The 18,485-nt window shown below is 66.6% G+C and carries 19 protein-coding genes and 1 tRNA gene; 9 read left to right on the top strand and 11 right to left on the bottom strand.

The window, feature by feature from the left end; genetic code table 11:
• Window positions 1–56 precede the first annotated feature (56 nt).
• Window positions 57–416, top strand: a complete 360-nt coding sequence (locus tag AC13C7_RS13965) for a transposase (protein ID WP_482867851.1) — start codon at window positions 57–59, stop codon at window positions 414–416.
• Between the two features lie 71 nt (window positions 417–487).
• On the opposite strand, the gene AC13C7_RS13960 is transcribed toward AC13C7_RS13965, so the two are convergent.
• Both AC13C7_RS13960 and AC13C7_RS13955 read right to left on the bottom strand, forming a co-directional pair.
• Window positions 488–1,135: a GntR family transcriptional regulator gene (locus AC13C7_RS13960; protein ID WP_172319534.1), complete on the bottom strand. Its 648-nt coding sequence runs from the start codon at window positions 1,133–1,135 to the stop codon at window positions 488–490.
• 26 nt (window positions 1,136–1,161) lie between these two features.
• Window positions 1,162–1,863 (bottom strand): M48 family metallopeptidase, encoded by a 702-nt coding sequence (locus tag AC13C7_RS13955; protein WP_482867850.1) that lies wholly within the window; start codon window positions 1,861–1,863, stop codon window positions 1,162–1,164.
• Between the two features lie 114 nt (window positions 1,864–1,977).
• Between AC13C7_RS13955 and AC13C7_RS13950 the strand changes: the two genes are divergently transcribed.
• The 3 genes from AC13C7_RS13950 to AC13C7_RS13940 all read left to right on the top strand — a co-directional run bounded on the left by AC13C7_RS13950 (window position 1,978) and on the right by AC13C7_RS13940 (window position 3,324).
• Window positions 1,978–2,325 (top strand): TIGR02300 family protein, encoded by a 348-nt coding sequence (locus AC13C7_RS13950; RefSeq protein WP_172319532.1) that lies wholly within the window; start codon window positions 1,978–1,980, stop codon window positions 2,323–2,325.
• Between the two features lie 157 nt (window positions 2,326–2,482).
• Window positions 2,483–2,558, top strand: a tRNA-Ala gene (locus tag AC13C7_RS13945).
• A gap of 136 nt (window positions 2,559–2,694) precedes the next feature.
• Window positions 2,695–3,324, top strand: coding sequence for a DUF1989 domain-containing protein (locus tag AC13C7_RS13940; protein ID WP_172319531.1), 630 nt, complete (start codon window positions 2,695–2,697; stop codon window positions 3,322–3,324).
• Between the two features lie 4 nt (window positions 3,325–3,328).
• Here AC13C7_RS13940 and AC13C7_RS13935 read toward each other — a convergent pair whose 3' ends face one another.
• From AC13C7_RS13935 to AC13C7_RS13925, 3 genes are all read right to left on the bottom strand, one after another.
• Window positions 3,329–4,933 carry a 5-guanidino-2-oxopentanoate decarboxylase gene (locus tag AC13C7_RS13935; protein ID WP_482867849.1) on the bottom strand — a complete coding sequence of 535 codons (1,605 nt, stop codon included), beginning with the start codon at window positions 4,931–4,933 and terminating at the stop codon, window positions 3,329–3,331.
• A gap of 125 nt (window positions 4,934–5,058) precedes the next feature.
• The gene (locus AC13C7_RS13930; RefSeq protein WP_482867848.1) at window positions 5,059–6,018 is read right to left on the bottom strand and encodes a hypothetical protein; all 960 of its coding nucleotides are present in this window, start codon (window positions 6,016–6,018) and stop codon (window positions 5,059–5,061) included.
• Window positions 6,019–6,111: 93 nt separating this feature from the next.
• The gene (locus AC13C7_RS13925) at window positions 6,112–7,362 is read right to left on the bottom strand and encodes a lytic murein transglycosylase (RefSeq protein ID WP_482867847.1); all 1,251 of its coding nucleotides are present in this window, start codon (window positions 7,360–7,362) and stop codon (window positions 6,112–6,114) included.
• Window positions 7,363–7,513: 151 nt separating this feature from the next.
• Here AC13C7_RS13925 and AC13C7_RS13920 point away from each other — a divergent pair, with 151 nt between their 5' ends.
• Window positions 7,514–8,341 carry a universal stress protein gene (locus tag AC13C7_RS13920; protein ID WP_482867846.1) on the top strand — a complete coding sequence of 276 codons (828 nt, stop codon included), beginning with the start codon at window positions 7,514–7,516 and terminating at the stop codon, window positions 8,339–8,341.
• A gap of 109 nt (window positions 8,342–8,450) precedes the next feature.
• On the opposite strand, the gene AC13C7_RS13915 is transcribed toward AC13C7_RS13920, so the two are convergent.
• A complete protein-coding gene (locus AC13C7_RS13915; RefSeq protein ID WP_482867845.1) occupies window positions 8,451–11,645 on the bottom strand; it encodes a reductive dehalogenase in 3,195 nt (1,064 codons plus the stop codon).
• A 66-nt stretch (window positions 11,646–11,711) separates the two neighbouring features.
• Between AC13C7_RS13915 and AC13C7_RS13910 the strand changes: the two genes are divergently transcribed.
• From AC13C7_RS13910 to AC13C7_RS13895, 4 genes are all read left to right on the top strand, one after another.
• Window positions 11,712–12,494 (top strand): helix-turn-helix transcriptional regulator, encoded by a 783-nt coding sequence (locus AC13C7_RS13910; protein ID WP_482867844.1) that lies wholly within the window; start codon window positions 11,712–11,714, stop codon window positions 12,492–12,494.
• A 57-nt stretch (window positions 12,495–12,551) separates the two neighbouring features.
• Window positions 12,552–13,292, top strand: a complete 741-nt coding sequence (locus AC13C7_RS13905) for an SDR family oxidoreductase (protein ID WP_172319525.1) — start codon at window positions 12,552–12,554, stop codon at window positions 13,290–13,292.
• Window positions 13,293–13,419: 127 nt separating this feature from the next.
• Complete coding sequence (locus tag AC13C7_RS13900) at window positions 13,420–14,415, top strand: P1 family peptidase (RefSeq protein ID WP_482867852.1); 996 nt, start codon at window positions 13,420–13,422, stop codon at window positions 14,413–14,415.
• Window positions 14,416–14,483: 68 nt separating this feature from the next.
• Entirely contained in the window at window positions 14,484–15,059 is a 576-nt protein-coding gene (locus AC13C7_RS13895) for a hypothetical protein (RefSeq protein ID WP_482867843.1), read from the top strand.
• Between the two features lie 12 nt (window positions 15,060–15,071).
• Here the strand turns inward: AC13C7_RS13895 and AC13C7_RS13890 are convergent, their stop codons facing one another.
• The 5 genes from AC13C7_RS13890 to AC13C7_RS13870 form a co-directional block, all read right to left on the bottom strand.
• Window positions 15,072–16,091: an alcohol dehydrogenase catalytic domain-containing protein gene (locus tag AC13C7_RS13890; protein WP_482867842.1), complete on the bottom strand. Its 1,020-nt coding sequence runs from the start codon at window positions 16,089–16,091 to the stop codon at window positions 15,072–15,074.
• A gap of 143 nt (window positions 16,092–16,234) precedes the next feature.
• On the bottom strand, window positions 16,235–16,789 hold the full coding sequence (locus AC13C7_RS13885; protein ID WP_172319522.1) for a F0F1 ATP synthase subunit B: 555 nt from the start codon (window positions 16,787–16,789) through the stop codon (window positions 16,235–16,237).
• Window positions 16,790–16,793: 4 nt separating this feature from the next.
• Window positions 16,794–17,324 carry a F0F1 ATP synthase subunit B' gene (locus AC13C7_RS13880; protein ID WP_172319521.1) on the bottom strand — a complete coding sequence of 177 codons (531 nt, stop codon included), beginning with the start codon at window positions 17,322–17,324 and terminating at the stop codon, window positions 16,794–16,796.
• Between the two features lie 81 nt (window positions 17,325–17,405).
• Window positions 17,406–17,630 carry a F0F1 ATP synthase subunit C gene (locus AC13C7_RS13875; protein ID WP_172319520.1) on the bottom strand — a complete coding sequence of 75 codons (225 nt, stop codon included), beginning with the start codon at window positions 17,628–17,630 and terminating at the stop codon, window positions 17,406–17,408.
• A 51-nt stretch (window positions 17,631–17,681) separates the two neighbouring features.
• Window positions 17,682–18,431, bottom strand: coding sequence for a F0F1 ATP synthase subunit A (locus tag AC13C7_RS13870; RefSeq protein ID WP_328700503.1), 750 nt, complete (start codon window positions 18,429–18,431; stop codon window positions 17,682–17,684).
• Window positions 18,432–18,485 lie beyond the last annotated feature (54 nt).

Genomic DNA, 18,485 nt, shown 5'->3' with positions numbered 1-18,485 from the left:
CGGCCCTCTCGCGCTGACTCGCGGGATCAGAAGATCTGCGCAGCAAAGCAGCTGTATTGCGCCCGGGTCCAGGTGTGGGGCCGGACTCAGCCACCGCTCTGCTGGCCGAGATGCGGGAACTGGGCACGCTCACCCCGCGCCAGGTCGCGGCGCTCGCAGGCGTGGCTCCCATGGCTCGACATAGCGGTGTGCGCACCGGCAAACGCCGGGTCGGCGCCGGGCGCAAGGGCCTGCGCGATGTGCTGTACATGGCTGGGCTCAGCGCTGCGCGACACGAACCATCCCTGCGCGCTTTCTCAGACCGGCTCACAGCAAACGGCAAAGCTCCAAAACAGGCCATCATCGCTGTCACGCGCAAACTGCTCATCATTCTAAATGCCATGATCCGCGAAAACAGGCCATACCAGCCAACCTGAACAACACACTTGCCCGGGGGGTTTGGGGGGCTGGCCCCCCAATTCGTCGGATTGCGAAGCAATTCGATCCCCTACCCCGCCAAGAGCCGCAAGCCTTGCGTCACATCGGCCCGCACCGCCACACGCAACCCCGGCTCGTCCCCCGCCTTCAACGCCGCCAGAATCAGCCGGTGGTGACGTGGCGGATCGGTCCGCCTGAGCCGCCCGTAAAGCGCACGCATGGTCGGGCCCATCTGCAACCAGACGGTTTCCGCCAGCGCCAGCATCGCCGGGGCCTGCGCGCGCAGGTAGAGGGTGCGGTGAAACTCCAGGTTGGCGCGGATATAGCCCACGGCATCGCGTTTCGCGACCGCCTCGGCCACGGTGGTGTTGATCGTATCCAGCCGATCCAGCAGCGCCAAATGCGCCCGCGGCAGCGCGCGCGCGGCCAGTTCCGGCTCCAGCAGCGCCCGGATCGCGGCCAGCTCCTCGATCCGGTCATTGCTCAGTTCCGGCGTCCCGACCCGCCCCGAGGAAGACAGCGACAGCGCCCCTTCGCTGACCAGCCGCCGCACCGCCTCGCGGGCGGGCGTCATCGAGACTCCAAATTCCTTGCCGATCCCGCGCAGGGTCAGCGCCTGGCCCGGTGCAATCTCGCCATGCATGATCCGGGTCCGCAAGGTGCGGAACACGCGGTCATGGGCGACACCGGCATCGGGCGGGCGGGGATTCAACAGCATGAAATTACGTGATCACAAGCCGCCCCTCAGGGCAAGCTGTCAAAGCGCCAGGCCAGAAGCTCGGAGCCCTGCGCCTTCAACCACCCCCGCGGCGCGGCGTAGCCGGGGCAAAGCCGCGCGCAGGTGGCCCAGAAGGCGGGCGAATGGTCCATATGGGCCAGGTGCGCGACCTCATGCGCGGCGACGTAATCCAAGACCTCGGTCGGCGCCATGATCAGCCGCCAACAGAACATCAGATCCCCGCGCGAGGAACAACTGCCCCAGCGCGACCGCGTATCGCGCAGCGTGATCTTGCCGTGGGACAGGCCAAGCGCTCGTGCATGAACCGCGCAGCGTGCCGCCAATTCCTCGCGCGCCATGCGTTTCAGGAGGGAGGTCAGCGCCACCGGCCCGCGTGGCCCCTCGGGCATGAACAGCACGCCATCGCGAAACCGCGCGGCGCGTCCGTGTGCCGCCTGCACCTGCCGCTCTACCCCCTGCACGGGAAAGCCGCCGCCGATCTCGGGCCGCCTGGGGCCCGGTGCATCCGACAGATGCTTGCGCACCCAACCGGCGCGATCGTGCAGGAAGGACAGCGCCTCGGCCTCGCGCGCGAAGGGCGGCATCGACAGGCTGACCGTCCCGCCCGAGCGCGAGACCCGCAAGGTGAACCGCCGCGCCCGCGGATTGCGCTTCAGCGCCACCTCGATCGGTGGATCTCCGTCCAGAATATGGGTTTTCCGCCCCATGCGCCCGCTTTCCTCATTGGCCCACCCCCGGCAGCCGAGGAAAGGCTTTGACAGCCCCGGAACATTGTGTCAGGTGACCGCATTCACTCGATAGCGATGATTGAAGGGGGTGTCATGCCCAAAGAAGAATGGGGCGTCAAACGGGTCTGCCCAACCACCGGCAAGCGGTTCTATGACCTGAACCAGTCGCCTGTCGTCAGCCCGTATACCGGCGAGGTCGTGAATATCGACACCGGCAAGGGGTCGCGCAGCCTGACCGCCGACAAGCCCGACAAATCCGCAACCAAGGCGAAGGCCAAGGATGGCGATGATGCCGCCGTGGTCGATGATGCGGATGCGATCCTGGAAGATGACGATGACGACATCGAACTGGATGACGATCTGCTCGAGGATGACGACGACGACGATACCGTCGCGCTGGACGATCTGGCCGATGTCGCCTCGGATGACGACGACAGCTGAGCGGGTCCGACTTGCGGAGAACGAGACGGGGCGGGCATCCATCATGCCCGCCTTTTTTCGTGCCGGATTGCCGGGGTAAAGGGCCGCGAATTTTTCCCTTGATCCTGTCCGCGCTCTCCCATAAACCGCGCCTACGGTCGCGACAGCGGCGGTATTCGGGGCCTTAGCTCAGCTGGGAGAGCGCCTGCATGGCATGCAGGAGGTCAGCGGTTCGATCCCGCTAGGCTCCACCAAGCACCTTGCAACGCAAGCTGCACGATCCGGCAGCATATCCCAAGGATATGCGAGAGGATCCCCCTGCCCGAAATTGATCCCTTCTCCGACGCCGCCTACAATGCTCCGATCCCTGTCCAGTCCCGGATACCAGCCATGACCGCACCCGATTTCGGCCCACCCACCGAACTGCCCGCCCGCACGGGCACCGCCATCCGGCTGCGCCCCGGCGACCGCATCCGCATCACCAACACGCATGGCAGCCAGGTCGTCGACACCTGGGCCGTGAGCGCGAATGACCCATCCGAGGTTCTGTCGATGGAGCATACCCGTCGCGTCACCGGCCATCTGCATCCGGTGACAGGCGACCACATGCTCAGCAATCGCCGCACGCCCATGCTGGCTCTGGTGGAGGACAGTTTTCCCGGCACGCATGACACCATCGTGGCCTGTTGCGATCCGTGGCTCTATGCGCATCTCGGCTGTGCCCCCGGTCATGCCAATTGCCGCGACAATTTCATCGCCGCGCTGGCCGAACAGGGCCTCCATGCCGATACCGCGCCGAACCCGCTGAACCTGTGGATGAATGTGCCGGTCGAGGGCAATTCCGTCACCGTCACCGCGCCGCTCAGCCGTCCGGGCGATAACGTTACCTTCCGCGCGCTCTGCGACCTTTTTCTCGTGCTCTCGACCTGCCCGATGGATGTCCCACCGGGCAGCGGCGCGGCCCCGATCAACGGCCCGGACTGCACACCGATGCCGGTGCATTACGCCGTCGCGCGGTAGCGCGTCACAGCAGCCAGTCGCTGCCTTCGCGCACCTCGATCAGCGTCGGGCGACCCGCCTTGAAGGCCGCCGCGAAGACCTCGCGGAATTCCGCCTCCGATCCCGGGCATTCCGCATGGCATTGACAGGACCGTGCCAGCATCTGGAAATCCGGGTTGATCCCGTCGATTCCGACCCGGTCGATGCCGCGCGCATCCATGTCGTCGCGGATCTGTTTCAGCGCCTCGTTGTTCCAGATCACGATGGGCAGGGACAGGCCCTGTTCGGCGGCCACCAGGATCTCGGGCATGGTGAACATGAATCCGCCATCGCCCACCATCGCCGCCACCGGCACGCCGGGCCGCGCCTTCATCGCGCCGATCGCATTGGGCAGCGCATTGCCGAGCGAGCAGAACCCCGCCGGATACATCCAGTGGCGCGGCGCGCGCGTGGGCAGGGAGAAGAGCCCGGTATAGGCGATCTGCGTCGCATCGGCGGACCAGATCGTGCCCTCGGGCGCGACCTCGTCCATGATCCTCGTCAGGCGCACATGCTGACGCTCGGCGGGGCTGAGCGTGGCGGCGATGCTCTCGCGGACCTGCACCAATTCCGGTCGCGGATCGCACACCGCCGCGCCCCCCTCCAGCGCCTTGCGCAGCCGCGCCATGGCGTGTTTCGTATCCCCCACGATGCCGATCTTGGGCGGGTAGAGATCGCTGATCTTGGTCGGGTCGATATCGACGCGGATGATGTCGCCGGGCAGGTCCATCCGCTCGACATAGCTGTCGGTCTCGGCCAGTTCCGTGCCGACGGCCAGGATCACATCGGCCTTGGCCGCGAAGTCCCTGACTTCAGGCTTGCCCATCGCGGCAGAGAGCGACAGCGGGTGATCATCCGGTACGATCCCCTTGCCCGCGCTGGATGGAATCACGGCGGCGCCCAGCGCCTCGGCAATCGCGGTCAGGTCCGCCGCCGCCCCGGTCGCGCCGCCGCCGGGCAGGATCAGGGGGCGCTTGGCCCCCCGCAACAATTCCGCCGCGCGGTCGACCAAAGCCATATCGGGTGCCGGGCGGGCGGGCAGTGGAACGGCCTCCCAGATCTCGTCCACCAACTCGGCCTGCACATCCATCGGCAAAGAGATATGCACCGGGCGGGGCCGCTGGCTGTTGAAGACGGCAAAGGCGCGCGCCACCAGGTCGGGGATGTCGGCGGCACAATGCGCGGTGGCGGAAAACGCGCAGATCGGCTCGGTCACGCCGCGTTGTTCGGTGATCTCGTGCAATACGCCCCACCCCTTGCCAAGCGTTCGCGTCGGCGGCTCGGCCGAGATCAGCAGCATCGGCAGGCTGTCGGCATAGCACTGCCCCACAGCGGTGGCCGCATTGGTCACGCCGGGGCCGGAGATGACGACGGCCACCCCGACCTCGCCGGTCGCGCGTGCCCACCCCTCGGCCATGTAGCCCGCGCCCTGTTCATTGCGCGACCGGATATGGGTGATCGCGCCCGCATTGTCGCCGCCGGTCAGGCCCCGGCACAGATCCAGCGTGTGAACGCCGGGAATACCGAAGACGGTGCTCACGCCATAGCGCGCCAGAAGGCGCATCGTCGCTTCGCCACAGGTCATGCTCATCGGGCCGGTCCTCCGTTCTTGCCATCGCGCGGCGAGTTGACCACCGGGCCGCCCGAATGGCCAGCACGAAAATGGGCGGCGGGGGGCCCATTGCCCATCCGCCGCCCATGCGTGCCACTGGCCGATTATTGCAGCGTGATCTCGCCGACCAGATCGCTGAGGTAATAGACCTGGTAGGTGCCCGGCGTGCCCGCACCGAGGAAATAGAGCCCGCGATCCGAGCCGTTCGCCTCCTCGTCATCCCAGCTGATCGAGTTGGAGTAATCATTCTGCAACGACCCGCTCAGATCCTGCCCCAGCGGGGCCAGCGGAATGCCATCGGGGCCGACCAGCGAGATGTAGTTGTTATAGAAGAAGAAGCGGTTTTCACCCTGATCGGAATCCGTCTTGGTGTTCATCAGCGGCCTCAACGTCGCATCCAGCCGCAGAAGCTGCCCCATGGTCGGCGTCATGGTGATGGCCAGTTCACCCCCCGTCAGCCGCCGGTCGCGCGACATGGATTCGTCGATGGAGAAGCCGTTCAGCGTGACCTCGACGGTCTCCAGCGGGCTCATCATCTCGCTGACGGGGATGTCGAGGTTCAGGATGATCTCGAATTGCTCGCCCTCCTCCCCCACGCTCAAGGTCGCCTGCGTGACGCCGTCTGGCACCATCCACAGGTTGTTCAGGAACGCCTGCGCGGTCTCATCGGGCCAGTCGCGCGGGCGGCGGGCCGAGATGGAGCCGCCGGAGAGTTCCACCATCGGCAGGTAGTTGATCCGCCCGAAGGCGCGCAGCCCGTCCTCGTCGCCGCCCTCGAAATTCAGCAAGATGTCGCGCCCCGAAATCGAGACGCGGTCCAGATCATCCGACCAGGCGACGTTGAAATCCAGGTCGATATAGTAGAAATCCTGATCCGGTCCGCTTTCCAGCATCGGCAGGGCGCAGCAGGCCATGCCGTGATCGGGCTGCAATTGCGGCAGCGTGTCATAGCGGGTGACGGAGATCGAGACCGGCGTCAGCGGCGATTGCGCCAGAACGGGCGCCGCAGGCAGCGACAGGGCAAGGGCAAGGGCAAGGACTGTGGCGGATGCGAGACGGGACATTGGTGAAAACCCTCCAAAATTGCTTTGATTAAGGGTTACAGCCTAGGGGGAGTCGCCGGGTTCGCTCAAGGTTTGTCCTGGATTTACCCCGGCTCACCCCCGCAGATGGGTCAGCAGGGCGGCGCTGGCGATGCCGTCCACGCCAAGACCGTTGGCGCGCTGGTAGTCGCGGATCGCCGACTGGCTGGCCGGCCCGATCACGCCATCCACCCCGCCGGTGTCATATCCCGCGCGCGTCAGCAGGCGTTGCACCTCCTGCCGTCCGGCCCGCGTCAGCCCGTATTCATCGGGCGGATAGGTGCCGCGAATGGGCGGCCCGCCGACCAGCCGGTCGGAAAGATGCCCGATGCCGATGACGTAATTGTCGGCGGGGTTGTAGCGCCGGATCGCAAAGAAGTTGCGGAACGCCATGATCCCCGGCCCGTTCACCCCCATCGGCAGAAGCAGCGCCGCCTCGCCGTGATCGGGCACCGGGGCCCCGTCCATGTCGCGCACGCCCGCCGCGTTCCAGGCCGCCACGCTGCGCCCGTTGCCGCGGCCGGCCAAGCCGGCGTCGAACCCGTCCGGCACCTGCACCTCCATTCCCCAGGGGCGGCCGCGCTGCCAGCCGTAGCGGCGCAGGTAATTGGCGGTGGTGGCCAGCGCGTCGGTCGGGTCATCCTCCCAGGCGCCCTTGCGCCCGTCGCGGTTGAAATCGACACCGTATTCCTCAAGCACCTCGGGCATGACCTGCGTATGCCCCATCGCCCCCGCCCAGGAGCCATACATATCGCCAAGCTGCGCATCGCCCCGGTCCAGCGTGCGCAAGGCCGACAGAAGCTGCGCGTTGAAGAACCGCTCGCGCCGCCCGTCAAAGGTCAGCGTGGCCATGGCGGCCAGCGTCGGGGCATCGCCCATGCGCGTGCCGTAAAAGGTCTCCATCCCCCAGATCGCCGCGACCACGTTTCCCGGCACGCCGTATTCCGCCTCGATCCCGTCCAGGGTGCCGCCATGCTGGCGCAGCCTCTGGCGACCTAGCGAAATCCGCTCATCCGAGGCGGCGATGGCAAGGTAATCCTCCATCGTGCGGTTGAACTCGGCCTGGTTGCGGTCGCGCTCGATCACCAGCGGCACATAGCCCATCTCGCGGCTGGCGCGCGTCACCGTCGGCTCCGAGATGCCGCTGGCCACCGCGCGGGTCCGGAACCCCGCCAGCCAGGCGTCGAAATCGTCATTCGGCACAGTGCGCCATTCATTGGCGCTGCGCGCGGGCGGGGCGATGCCGCCGATCCCGGTGGAACAGCCCGCAAGGGCCAGCGCGGGCAGGCCGAGGGCGATCATGCGGCGGGTCGGGCGAAGGGTCATTGCGTGGGTCACTCCTGGGGCCGGGTCCGGGCCAGCCTGCACCGAAGCCGCCGGGCGTTGCAATGGCCCGGTCGCCCGCGATTGATCCGGATCAAGTCCCGTCGGCTGAAACCCGCTATGATCCATATCAGGACCAGCGGAGGGAAACGGCATGAGTCTGAAGAGCATCCTGTGCGCCTATGGCGGCGAGACCAGCGGCGGAGGCGAATTGCGCCATGCCCTGCGCCTGGCCGATCACCACGGCGCGCACCTGACCGGCGTGCTGCGCCACGGCAACGACCTGCTGCAATCGCGCCATCACGCGATGATCCCGCATGACCTGATGAAGCAGCTTCGCAACCTCGACACCGACCGTATCACCGAGGTGAAGCGCAAATTCGCCCGCACGATGGAGAAGTCGGGGATGCAGGACCGCTCCGAGTTCATCAGCCTGGAGCCCGAGGGCGGCGTTCGCCTGTCCGAGCTTGCCCGCCATTACGACCTGATCGTCACCGGCCCGCATAGCGGCGCGACCGCCGAATCGCACCTCTCGGCCAATCCCGACACGCTGGCGCTGAACAGTGGCCGCCCGGTGCTGGTGGTGCCCGACGGGTTCGAGGCCGAGGGGCTGTCCCGCCACGCGATCATCGCCTGGGACGGCAAGAAATCCGCCGCCCGCGCGCTTGGCGACGCGATGGCCACGCTGGAGGAAAAGGCCAAGGTCACGGTGCTGACCATCGGCAAGACCCTGCCCGCGACCATGCCCGGCGGCGGCATCATGACATTGCTGGAGCGCCACGGCATCCACGCGGTGTCCATGCATGTCGACCGCGACCGCCGCTCCATCGCCCGGATCATCGCCGAAGCCGCGCAGAAGGTCGGGGCCGAATTGCTGGTCATGGGCGCGTTCGAACATTCCAAGTTCTCGCAGGACATCTTTGGCGGCGTCACCCATGACATCCTGAAAGCCCCGAAAATCCCGGTGCTGATGAGCCACTAAGCGCAATCCGAAAAGTGGGCACCGGTTTTCGGGCAAAATTGCGCGTCCACAGAAGGGTGCAATCCGAAAAGTGGGCACCGGTTTTCGGATTGCGCGCCTCTAGACCTGGCTAGATATCCAGCTTGATCACCGCGCCGGGGCTGGCGGCGCGGCTCTGGCAGGTGATCATCGCGCCCTCGCGCTGCGCCTTGGACAGCACGAAATCGCGATGCTCCACCGCGCCCTCCCGCACGCCGCATTTGCAGACACCGCAGATGCCATCCTCGCATTTTATATCGACGGCGATCCCGGCCTCCTGCAACATCTCGGCGGCGGATCGGTCCTCGGGCACTTCCAGCCTGCGGCCATCCTTGAGTTCCAGCGTGAAGGGGTGGTTGACGTAATCCGGCACCTCGGGAACCGAGAAATATTCCAGGTGCCGCGCCTCGTCCGGGAACCCTGCCGCCTCCGCGGCCTCTATGACACCGTTCATGTAGCGATCCGGCCCGCAGGTATAGACATGGGTGCCGGGGGCATAGGTCAGGATACGGGCCAGATCGGCGCGGCTGCCTTCATCCGAGAAATGATACTGCACCCTGCCCGCCCAGGGCATCGCCGCCAGATCGTCCAGATACCCCGCGGCGCCCCGGTTGGAGCAGGAGTAATGCAGCTCGAAATCGCGCCCCAACGCGTGCAGCCTGTGGGCGAAGGCGATCATCGGCGTGATCCCGATACCGCCGCCCATGAGGAAGGTCTTTTCCGCCTCCTCCACCAGCTCAAAGTGGTTGATCGGCTTGGAGATGAAGATCTTGCGCCCCTCGGCGAAGATCCGGTGCATCAGCGCCGATCCGCCCCGCCCGCCCTCCTCGCGCAGCACGCCGATCTGGTATTTCGACCGGTCCGCCGGGTCGCCCGACATCGAATATTGCCGCAGGAACTCGGGCGCGACGACAATATCCAGATGTGCCCCGGCGGTCCATTCCGGCAAGTCGCCGCCATCGAGCGCGCGGAACTCGAACTTGGTCACTTCGGGGGTCATCTTTTCGGCTTTCGTCACCTCGACCCGGATCACGGGGGCATCGCCCGGAACCTTGTAGCTATGCAGGAACCCGGTCTCGCCCATCTTCAGCCGCGCCTGGTATTCGCGCGCCGTGACCATCGCCTGATAGGCCTCGATCCCCGCCTCGCGGTCCATGTGGAACGGGTAGGGCCAGGGATGCGGGGCCAGCGGCGCGGGATAGACGGCCAGCGTCTGATCCTCGAATTTCAGGTCCAGATCCGTCTGCAAATCGCGCCGGTTGACCGCGTGTTGCGTCGGGCGATAGCCGCCATCCTCCTGCAACTCGATATCCCACCACCATTTCTTGACATCGTTCAGCCCGCCATTGCCGACCGCATCATCCAGCTTCGCCAGCACGGGGGCCGCCTTGGGAAGCTTCATCGCGGCCCACCGGAACGGGGCCTCCTTGAACAGCCCCTCAAGATTCCACGGGCAGGTCTTCATGCAGCGTCCGCACATCGCGCCGCCCTTGGTGGTGATCCGGTAGGTGGCGCATTTCTGGCTGTCGGATTTCCAGATCTCGTAGCCATTGAACATCAGCTTCGGACCGGCGGTGATCGCGCCCGAGGGACATTCGCGGGCGCATTTGTTGCAGGACTCGCAGAATTTCTGCAGGCCGAAGTCGATGGGCCTGTCATGCGCCAGCGGCATGTCGGTCGTCACCACGCCGGATTTCAGGCGCGGACCCAGATAGGGGTTCAGGATCACCTCGCCGATGCGGGAGACCTCGCCCAGCCCCGAGAGCAGCAGCAGCGGCGGCTGCAACACCTCGCCATCCATCACCGTATGCGCCTTGGCCTTGTAGCCCAGGTTGCGAATCTGCTTGGCGATCACGCCCCCCAAGAGCGAGAACCGCAGATAGGCCCGCATCGACTGCGCCACCGCGATCCAGTCATCGCCGCTGGATCCTTCCATCGTCTCATAACCCTGGTCGATGATCATGCTGATGGCCTGGTCATGCGGTGGGTCGATCGGGTCGCCGGCGGCGTCATGCGAATACCAGGTCCAGTCCGGGCAGCGGCTGATCCCCACCGCATCGACGCCGAGGAAATAGCTGGCCGCTTTGACATTGGCGGCATTGCGGGCGGCGTCATCGGGGCGCGGGCCGTCCCCGGCGGGACCATCCTGCAACAGCACGAAGGCCCCAAGCGCGCGGCGCTGCGCAAAGGCGGGCGCGGCCTTGCGCACGTAATGCCCACCCTTGGCCCCGTCCTGCAACGTCTTGCCCATATCGCCGAATTGCGCACGGGCGAACATGTCGGCGCGTTTCGGCACCCGCGCGACGCGCGCCTCGTCGATATAGGTGGTGGGCGTATCGACGCGTTTGAGCTTCTCGAAGGGCTGCGCGCCATCGACGAAGCGGCGCTTGTCATAAGGGTTGCCGTTCAGCCCCGACCGGGCAAAGCCCATCCCCAATTGCCACGCGGGGCCCCTGGTGCGGAACGCGGGCTGCGCCGCCTCGGGGGCCAGCGGCCTGTCGGCCTCGAGCGTCAGGTCGCAGGTCACAGCCGCCAGCCCGAAGCGATCCCCGATATAGGGCGCGCGCAAGGACTCCCCCCAGACCAGCCCCGCCGCAACGGCCAGCTTGTTCAGGTCCACATCGCTGGCGTTGGAGGAATGCGCGCGCGCGTCGAACCCCAGGATGCGGATGTAATTGGCGATGACGCAGGCGGTTTCCGTCGCCCGCAGGCAGGCGCGATGCTCCTGCGCATCCTCCAGCCAGTCGCAGCCCTCCTCGCCTGGCTCCGGCGCGCGGGGGTTCTCGTAGAGGAAGACCAGCGCATGGCTATGCCCCGCGATGCTCGTCGCCGGGGCCTCCATGCTTTCCTTGAGGTCGGCCATGATCATATCGATCCCCGAGGCCAGCGTCTTGGTCTGCTTGGTGCGCAGATCCTGCGCCAGGCGGTCGATATCGGGGTTCTCGACGGGGGTTTCCAGCAGCGCCGCACGCGGCAGCTCGCACACCCCCACCATCGCGGCATCCGAGAAGTAGCCGAATGATTTCAGGTGGTTCGACCGCTCAACCGGATCGGCGGGGATCTCGGCCACCGCCTTGTTGACCAGCCCGATCCGGATCGCATCCATCATCGCCTGGTATTCGCCCATCGCATTGACGATGCTCTCCGGCGCCTCCGGCCTGCGGAAGGACAGGGGCCGCATCGGCGTCACGGCATCCAGGTCCACCCGCGCCACCCGCGCCAGCCGTTCCAGCGGGAAGGGCCCCAGATGCACGGGGCGGTTCTTGTCGGAAAAGATGCGGGTCATGAGCAGTCCTGTCTGGCGATCCTCGCCTTGAATACCGCGCCGCCGGAGATTAGTCATGTCACCCGAATGGATGACATCATGCGCCCCCTGCCCCGCGATGCCGCCGCGCGCCTTGCGGCCTCGGTCCCCGGCCCCGATTTCGGGCAGAGGCTGCTGGCCCATATCCGCGCCGCCGCCAGCATCGCCAATTTCGGGGCCTTCTACATCGCCGATCGCGCGCGGCCCGACCCGGTGCTGTCGGTCTGGTCGGGCGAGATGAGCGATTACTGGTTCAACCGCAACGCCCGCACGATCCTGTCCAACCCCTTCCTGCGCGACGACATCGCCTCGCGGATCGCGGCCGCGCCCGAGGGTGGCCTCGCCATCGAACACTGGCACCCGCCCAGTCACGATCCCCGTGCACCGATCTACGCCCGTGATGGCGTGATCGAAAGGGTCACCGTCTCCTCGCGCACGGGCCGGGCCGGATTCCTGTCCTTCTACCTGCGCGGGGCCGAGGCCGGACCGATCAGCGCGCCGGACCTCGCCCGCCTCAAATCGGTCCTGCCGCTGGCCCATGAACTGATCGGGTTGCGCCATCGCATCGTGGGCTCCGAGGCGTTCCACTTCGCCCCCCGCGCCAGCGCCTCCGCCCTGCGGGAGCGCAGCGTCGCGGGCTTCGCCGGCCTCTCCATGCGTGAGGCGCAGGTCTGCGACCTCATCGTCAAGGGCATCAGCGTGGCGGGCAGCGCGCTGGAACTGGGCGTGTCCGAGAACACCATCCGCACCCTGCGCCGCCGTGCCTATCGCAAGCTCGGCCTGACCTCGGCCACGCAGGTGGTGGCGCTGGTCCTCGGCGCGGGTTCTTAGGGCTTTTCGACAGGCGATTTCCGTGAAACGCTGCCCGCGATAACGGAGGGTACCCCCATGCGGTTGCAGGACAAGACGGCGATCATCACCGGCGCGGGCTCGGGCTTCGGCGCGGGCATTGCGGCCCGCTTCGCGGCGGAAGGCGCGCGCGTCATGGTGGTGGATCTCAACGAAGGCGCGGCACAGGGTGTCGCGGGCGAGATCGGCGGCATCGCGCAGGTCTGCGATGTGTCCTCCGCGGCGGATGTGGCCGCGATGACCCAGACCGCGATGGACAGCTGGGGCCGCATCGACATCCTCGTCAACAACGCCGGCATCACCCATATGCCGAAACCGCTGGAGGAGGTCAGCGAGGAAGAGTTCGACCGCGTCCTCTCGGTCAACGCCAAGTCGGTCTACCTGACGGCGCGCGCCATCGTGCCCCATATGAAGGCCGCAGGCGCCGGCGCGATCCTCAACGTGGCCTCCACGGCGGGCGTCTCGCCGCGCCCCAACCTCAACTGGTACAACGCCTCGAAAGGCTGGATGATCACGGCCACAAAGACCATGGCGGTGGAGCTTGCCTCGCACGGCATCCGCGTCAACGCGGTCAACCCGGTGGCGGGCGAAACGCCGCTCCTGAAAAGCTTCATGGGCGAAGACACACCCGCGATCCGCGAAAAATTCCTCTCCACCATCCCGCTCGGCCGCTTCTCCACGCCCGACGACATCGCCAATGCCGCGCTCTACCTCTGCTCGGACGAGGCCAGCATGGTCACGGGCGTCGCCATGGAAGTCGACGGAGGCCGCTGCATATGACACCCCTCCTTTTCCCCTTCTTTGTTCCGAAAATATCCTCGGGGGAGCGCGAGGGGGCAGACAGCCCCCTCGCACCGGTCGGCGCGCCTGCGCGTCGAACCCATCCAAACTCGGCCCCCCGCCCATGATGCGCCCCGGTCCCCGCAACCTGATCACCGACATTCCCGGCCTTCTTGTCGGCAATGCCGAGGATCACGCCGTGAAGACCGGCGCAACCGTGCTTCTCTCCGACACCCCCTTCACCGCAGCCGTCCATGTCATGGGCGGCGCCCCCGGCACGCGCGAGACCGACCTTCTGGCCCCCGACAAGACGGTGCAGCAGGTCGACGCGGTGGTGCTGTCGGGCGGCTCGGCCTTCGGGCTGGATGCGGCCTCGGGCGTGGCCGACGGCTTGCGCGCGGCGGGGCGCGGCTTCGACGTCGGTGGCCAGCGTGTGCCGATCGTGCCCGGTGCGATCGTCTTCGACCTGCTCAATGGCGGCGACAAGGACTGGCCCGACAACCCCTACAAGCGCCTCGGGCGCTTGGCGCTGGAGGCGGCGGACACACAGTTCCCCATCGGGACCACGGGCGCGGGCACCGGCGCCACGATTGCCGATCTCAAGGGCGGTCTCGGCTCGGCCTCGCTGGTCCTGCCCTCGGGCCATACGGTCGGCGCGCTGGTCGTGGTCAATGCGCTCGGTCAGGTGACGGTGGGCGACACCCCGCATTTCCTCGCCGCGCCCTGTGAGATCGGGACCGAGTTCGGCGGCCTCGGCCCCGCGCCCATCCATGACCCCACCGCCATGCCCCGCTTCAAGGGCCACGCGCGCGAGGCGACGACCATCGCCATCGTCGCCACCGATGCCGCGCTGACCCAGGCCGAGGCCACCCGCATGGCCACCGCCGCGCATGACGGCATGGCACGCGCGATCTCGCCCAGTCACACGCCGATGGATGGCGACCTCGTGTTCGCCGCCGCCACCGGCACCCGCCCGCTCGATCCTTCCGGCCAGACCCCGCTTCTGCTGGGTCATGCCGCCGCGCTGTGCCTCTCGCGGGCCATCGCGCGGGGCGTCTTTCACGCGACCGCCGCCAGGGGCGACACGCTGCCCACCCATGCCGACCGCTTCCGCCGGTCCTGATCGGGCTTCCCCGAAAGCCCCGGCGGCGTTACCCTGACGGGGAAGTTTTGACCGAATGGAGATGTCCCATGCGTCTTTTGACCCTCGCCACCGCCGCAACCCTGGCGCTTGTCCCCGTGCCAAGCCTCGCCGACAGCCATGCCGATCCCATCGCAACCAGCCTGCAAAACGCGCTGGACGCCTATGCCGATGGTGACCTGCAATACGCGCTGGACGAGCTCGCCTATGCCGAACAGCTTCTGAACGCGCTCAAGGCGGAAGGACTGGCCGAATTCCTGCCCGAGCCGATGGACGGCTGGACCATGACCCTCAACGAGGAGGCCGGGGCCGCGATGGGCTTCATGGGCGGCGGATCCATCGCGTCAGGGGACTATTCCGGCAATGGCGACGGCTTTACCATCACCCTGATGGCCGACAGCCCCATGGTCACCTCGATGGGCGCCATGCTCGGCAACTCCGCCCTGATGGCCTCGATGGGTACGATCCACCGCATTGGCCGCGTCAGCTTCGTCGAGCAGGATGGCGACCTGAACGCGCTGGTGGCCAACCGCATCCTGGTGCAGGCCGAGGGCGGCGATATCGACACCATGATCGCCCACCTCGAAACCATGGATTTCCGCGAGATGCAGAATTTTGGGCAATAGGGCCGGTCTCGGTCAGGGCGCGATCAGCAGTTTCGCGTCCTTGACCGCCAGCGCCTGCGCGGATGTCTCCAGCGCCTCATTCAACGGCAGGGTGGCGGAAATGTCGGTTGACCAGGCCCTGGTCGCGAACCGCGCCTGCACATCCGTGACGGCCTTGCCAAGTTTCTCGACCCCGGCCTCGCGCATCCACTGGCTCAGCCAGAACCCCTCGATCCGCTTGTCCATGAAGATGAACTGGCCCATTTCTCTCAGCACCGGCGGCTTGGTCGCCAGCCGCCCATAGGTGATCCAGCGCGCCCCCTTCGGCATGGCAAAGAACAGGTCGGCCGAGATCTGGTCGGCCACCGCATCCAGCAGGACGCGCGGGCCCCGCGCCTTGATCACCTCCGCCGCCTTCTCCTTGAAATCATCCTGAGAGGTGACCAGAACCTCCGCAGCCCCGAGCGCCCTGAGGTCCTCGACCTGCTCGGCCCGGCGCACCACCGGGATGGGCGCGAGCCCGTGATCCTTGCCGAGCCCGATCATGAACTTGCCCAATTGCGAGCCACCGGCGGTAAAGAGGAAGCTTTCCGCGCCATCCTCCCGCGCGATGCCGAACATCGCCATCGCCGTCATCGGGTTCACGATCAGTCCGGCGGCATCCTTGTCCTTCAGGTCGGGGCGCAGCGGGATCATCTGTTTCGCATCGGTCAGCGCGTATTCCGCCCAGGTGCCCGAACCGCTGCCGAAAAAGCTGACCCGCTGGCCGAGAAGTGGCGTGTCGCCCGCCACGACCTCGCCCACACCCTCGAACCCGGCAGGCGCACCCTTGACGCGCGGCTGACCGTAGAGCCCGGCGACGAACATCAGGTCCGAGGGGTTCACCGCCGCGCGCGCCACCTTGACCAGCGCCTGCCCCGGCCCGACCTCGGGCAGCGGCACCTCGGCCAGCTCGACCAGCCCGGTCAGGTCTTTCGGCATGTCCCGGTCGTCGCCACTGGCATAGCCATCATGGCACTGGATCAGGGCGGACATCTTGGAGGGCAGGGTCATGGCTGGGTCTCCTTTGGCAGCATTCCGACTCTACCTAGTGCGCCCGACCCGCCCCCGCAAAGAAAAACCCGGACCGACGCCGCGTCAGTCCGGGTATCTCGTTTCGCCAGGGGCGGCGCCTGTCAGTGCAGACGTTCGCACTGTCAGTGCAGACGTTCGCCCACCTCGGTGATCGAGGCGTCGATCAGCTTGTTGGCATCGGCCGCACTCGTCTTCTCGGCGATCACCTGCGCCGCCACCTGGGTGGCGATGGCGATGGCGCGGTCGCGCACCTCGCGCACGGCATTGGCCTCGGCGGACGCGATCTGATCGGTCGCCGCCGCCAACCGGCGCTTAATCGAGGCTTGCAGATCGGCCTTGGCCTGCTCGGCGGCCAGCTGCGCCTCCTCGCGGGCCTGGGCGACGATACGCTCGGACTGCTCGGCCACTTCACGCTGCTTGCGCTCATAGGTGGCCAGGATCGTCTGCGCCTCTTCGCGCAGGGCACGCGCCTCGTCCAGATCGTCGCGGATGCCCTCGGCGCGCTTGTCCAGCATACCGGCCAGGATGCCGGGCACCTTGAAATAGAGCAGCACCGCGATGAAGACGAGGAAGCCAAGCCACGCCACGAAATCGGTGTTGAAGAGCGAGAAGAACGACACTTCGGCGGCAAGTGCCGGCGTTGCGATCAGGGTAAAGAGAAGGGTCAGTCGTTTCATGATCCTATCCTCTCACGCGGGCTTCGACAGCCGAGGCGATATCGGCCTCGTCGGCGGCGGCACCGGGGGCCAGCTTGGCCACGATCGCCTGCGCGGTGTCCTTGGCGACGGCTTCCACCGCCTCCAGCGCACCGGCGCGGATCTCGTCGATCACGGCAGCCGATTCCGCCGCTTTCGCCGCGATCTCGGCATCGGCCCTGGCGGTCGCCTCGTCCAGCTCGGCCATGATCTCGGACCGGGCTTCGGCGGCGATGCTCTGCGCCTCGGCACGGGCGTCAGCCAGCGCCTTGTTATAGGCGGTCTCCGCCTCCGTGGCCTGACGTTTCAGATCCTCGGCCGCGGCGATGTCATTCGTTATCGTGCCCTGGCGCTCGGCCAGAACCGCCCCGATCCGGGGCAGCGCGACGCGGTCCAGGATCAGGTAGATCGCCACGATGGCGACCACGAGCCAGAAGATCTGGTTCGGGAAAGTCGAAAAGTCGAGCTGCGGCATTCCGGGTGCGGAAGCAGCGCCCTCTGTTGCGTCAACAGCCATCATATCCTCCTGGAAACCGGGTTACTCCGGCCCACCCGTCCAAACAGATGGGCCGTGCGTAAGGATGGTCCGCTCGGGGGTTTAGACGGCGAACATCAGCAGCAGGGCGACGAGGAACGCGAAGATCCCCAGCGCTTCCGCGAAGGCGATGCCGATGAAAAGGGTCGCGGTCTGGCCGGCAGCGGCCGAGGGGTTGCGCAGGGCGCCTGACAGGAAGTTGCCGGCCACATGGCCAACCCCGATCGCGGCAGCGCCGGACCCGATTGCTGCAAGACCTGCGCCGATATGTGCGAGTTCACCTTCCATGAGAATTCTCCTTACGATTGGAAGTTTGAATTGAGAGTGACGGGTCGGACCTCAGTGTGACGGATGCAGCGCATCTTTCAGATACACACAGGTCAGAATGGTAAAGACATAGGCCTGGATGAAGGCGACAAGCACCTCCAGCCCGAAGACCGCCGTGATGGCGAAGATCGGCAGGACCGAGCCGACCCCCAGCACCCCGGCAAAGCCCGCGAAGACCTTGATCACGGCGTGACCGGCCATGATGTTGCCCGCCAGACGAATGGAATGGCTGACGGGGCGCACGAAATACGAGATCAGCTCGATGATCGCCAGGACGGGGCGCAGCGCCAGCGGCGCCGAGGCCACCCAGAACAGGCCCAGGAACTTGGTGCCGTTCTTGACGAAGCCCACCACGGTGACGGTCAGGAAAACGGCCAGCGCCAGCACGGCGGTGACGGCGATATGCGAGGTGGTGGAAAAGCTCATCGGGATGAGGCCCAGGAAATTGGCCATCACGATGAACATGAAGAGCGTCATGATATAGGGGAAGAAGGGCAGCGCATCGCGGCCCGCCACATCCTCGACCATCTTGCGCACGAAGCCATAGGCCAGCTCCGCGATGGACTGCGCCCGGCTCGGGATGATCGCGCGGCCCGAGGTGCCGACAACCATCATCAGCGCGACCGCCAGAACCGCCAGCAGCATCCACAGGCTCACATTGGTGGGGGTGTACCAGGCAATCGCGCCCTCGCCGAACAGACGTTCGGGGATGAACTGGTCCATCGGGTGGATCTGCAACCCGCTCGGCTCGACGCCGGGAATGTCATGGCTCGATCCGCCAACGGCGGCCGCGGCGTCACCGCCATGGTTCGAGCC

This window comes from Alterinioella sp. B-7, from assembly GCF_056857775.1.
This window is presented reverse-complemented; position numbering and strand designations above follow the sequence as displayed.

Bases quoted from the DNA above. Each gene is read 5' to 3' on its own strand.
- AC13C7_RS13960 (WP_172319534.1), bottom strand. From the start codon at position 1,135: ATGCTGTTGAATCCCCGCCCGCCCGATGCCGGTGTCGCCCATGACCGC.
- AC13C7_RS13955 (WP_482867850.1), bottom strand. From the start codon at position 1,863: ATGGGGCGGAAAACCCATATTCTGGACGGAGATCCACCGATCGAGGTG.
- AC13C7_RS13950 (WP_172319532.1), top strand. From the start codon at position 1,978: ATGCCCAAAGAAGAATGGGGCGTCAAACGGGTCTGCCCAACCACCGGC.
- AC13C7_RS13940 (WP_172319531.1), top strand. From the start codon at position 2,695: ATGACCGCACCCGATTTCGGCCCACCCACCGAACTGCCCGCCCGCACG.
- AC13C7_RS13935 (WP_482867849.1), bottom strand. From the start codon at position 4,933: ATGAGCATGACCTGTGGCGAAGCGACGATGCGCCTTCTGGCGCGCTAT.
- AC13C7_RS13930 (WP_482867848.1), bottom strand. From the start codon at position 6,018: ATGTCCCGTCTCGCATCCGCCACAGTCCTTGCCCTTGCCCTTGCCCTG.
- AC13C7_RS13925 (WP_482867847.1), bottom strand. From the start codon at position 7,362: ATGACCCTTCGCCCGACCCGCCGCATGATCGCCCTCGGCCTGCCCGCG.
- AC13C7_RS13920 (WP_482867846.1), top strand. From the start codon at position 7,514: ATGAGTCTGAAGAGCATCCTGTGCGCCTATGGCGGCGAGACCAGCGGC.
- AC13C7_RS13915 (WP_482867845.1), bottom strand. From the start codon at position 11,645: ATGACCCGCATCTTTTCCGACAAGAACCGCCCCGTGCATCTGGGGCCC.
- AC13C7_RS13910 (WP_482867844.1), top strand. From the start codon at position 11,712: ATGGATGACATCATGCGCCCCCTGCCCCGCGATGCCGCCGCGCGCCTT.
- AC13C7_RS13905 (WP_172319525.1), top strand. From the start codon at position 12,552: ATGCGGTTGCAGGACAAGACGGCGATCATCACCGGCGCGGGCTCGGGC.
- AC13C7_RS13900 (WP_482867852.1), top strand. From the start codon at position 13,420: ATGCGCCCCGGTCCCCGCAACCTGATCACCGACATTCCCGGCCTTCTT.
- AC13C7_RS13895 (WP_482867843.1), top strand. From the start codon at position 14,484: ATGCGTCTTTTGACCCTCGCCACCGCCGCAACCCTGGCGCTTGTCCCC.
- AC13C7_RS13890 (WP_482867842.1), bottom strand. From the start codon at position 16,091: ATGACCCTGCCCTCCAAGATGTCCGCCCTGATCCAGTGCCATGATGGC.
- AC13C7_RS13885 (WP_172319522.1), bottom strand. From the start codon at position 16,789: ATGAAACGACTGACCCTTCTCTTTACCCTGATCGCAACGCCGGCACTT.
- AC13C7_RS13880 (WP_172319521.1), bottom strand. From the start codon at position 17,324: ATGGCTGTTGACGCAACAGAGGGCGCTGCTTCCGCACCCGGAATGCCG.
- AC13C7_RS13875 (WP_172319520.1), bottom strand. From the start codon at position 17,630: ATGGAAGGTGAACTCGCACATATCGGCGCAGGTCTTGCAGCAATCGGG.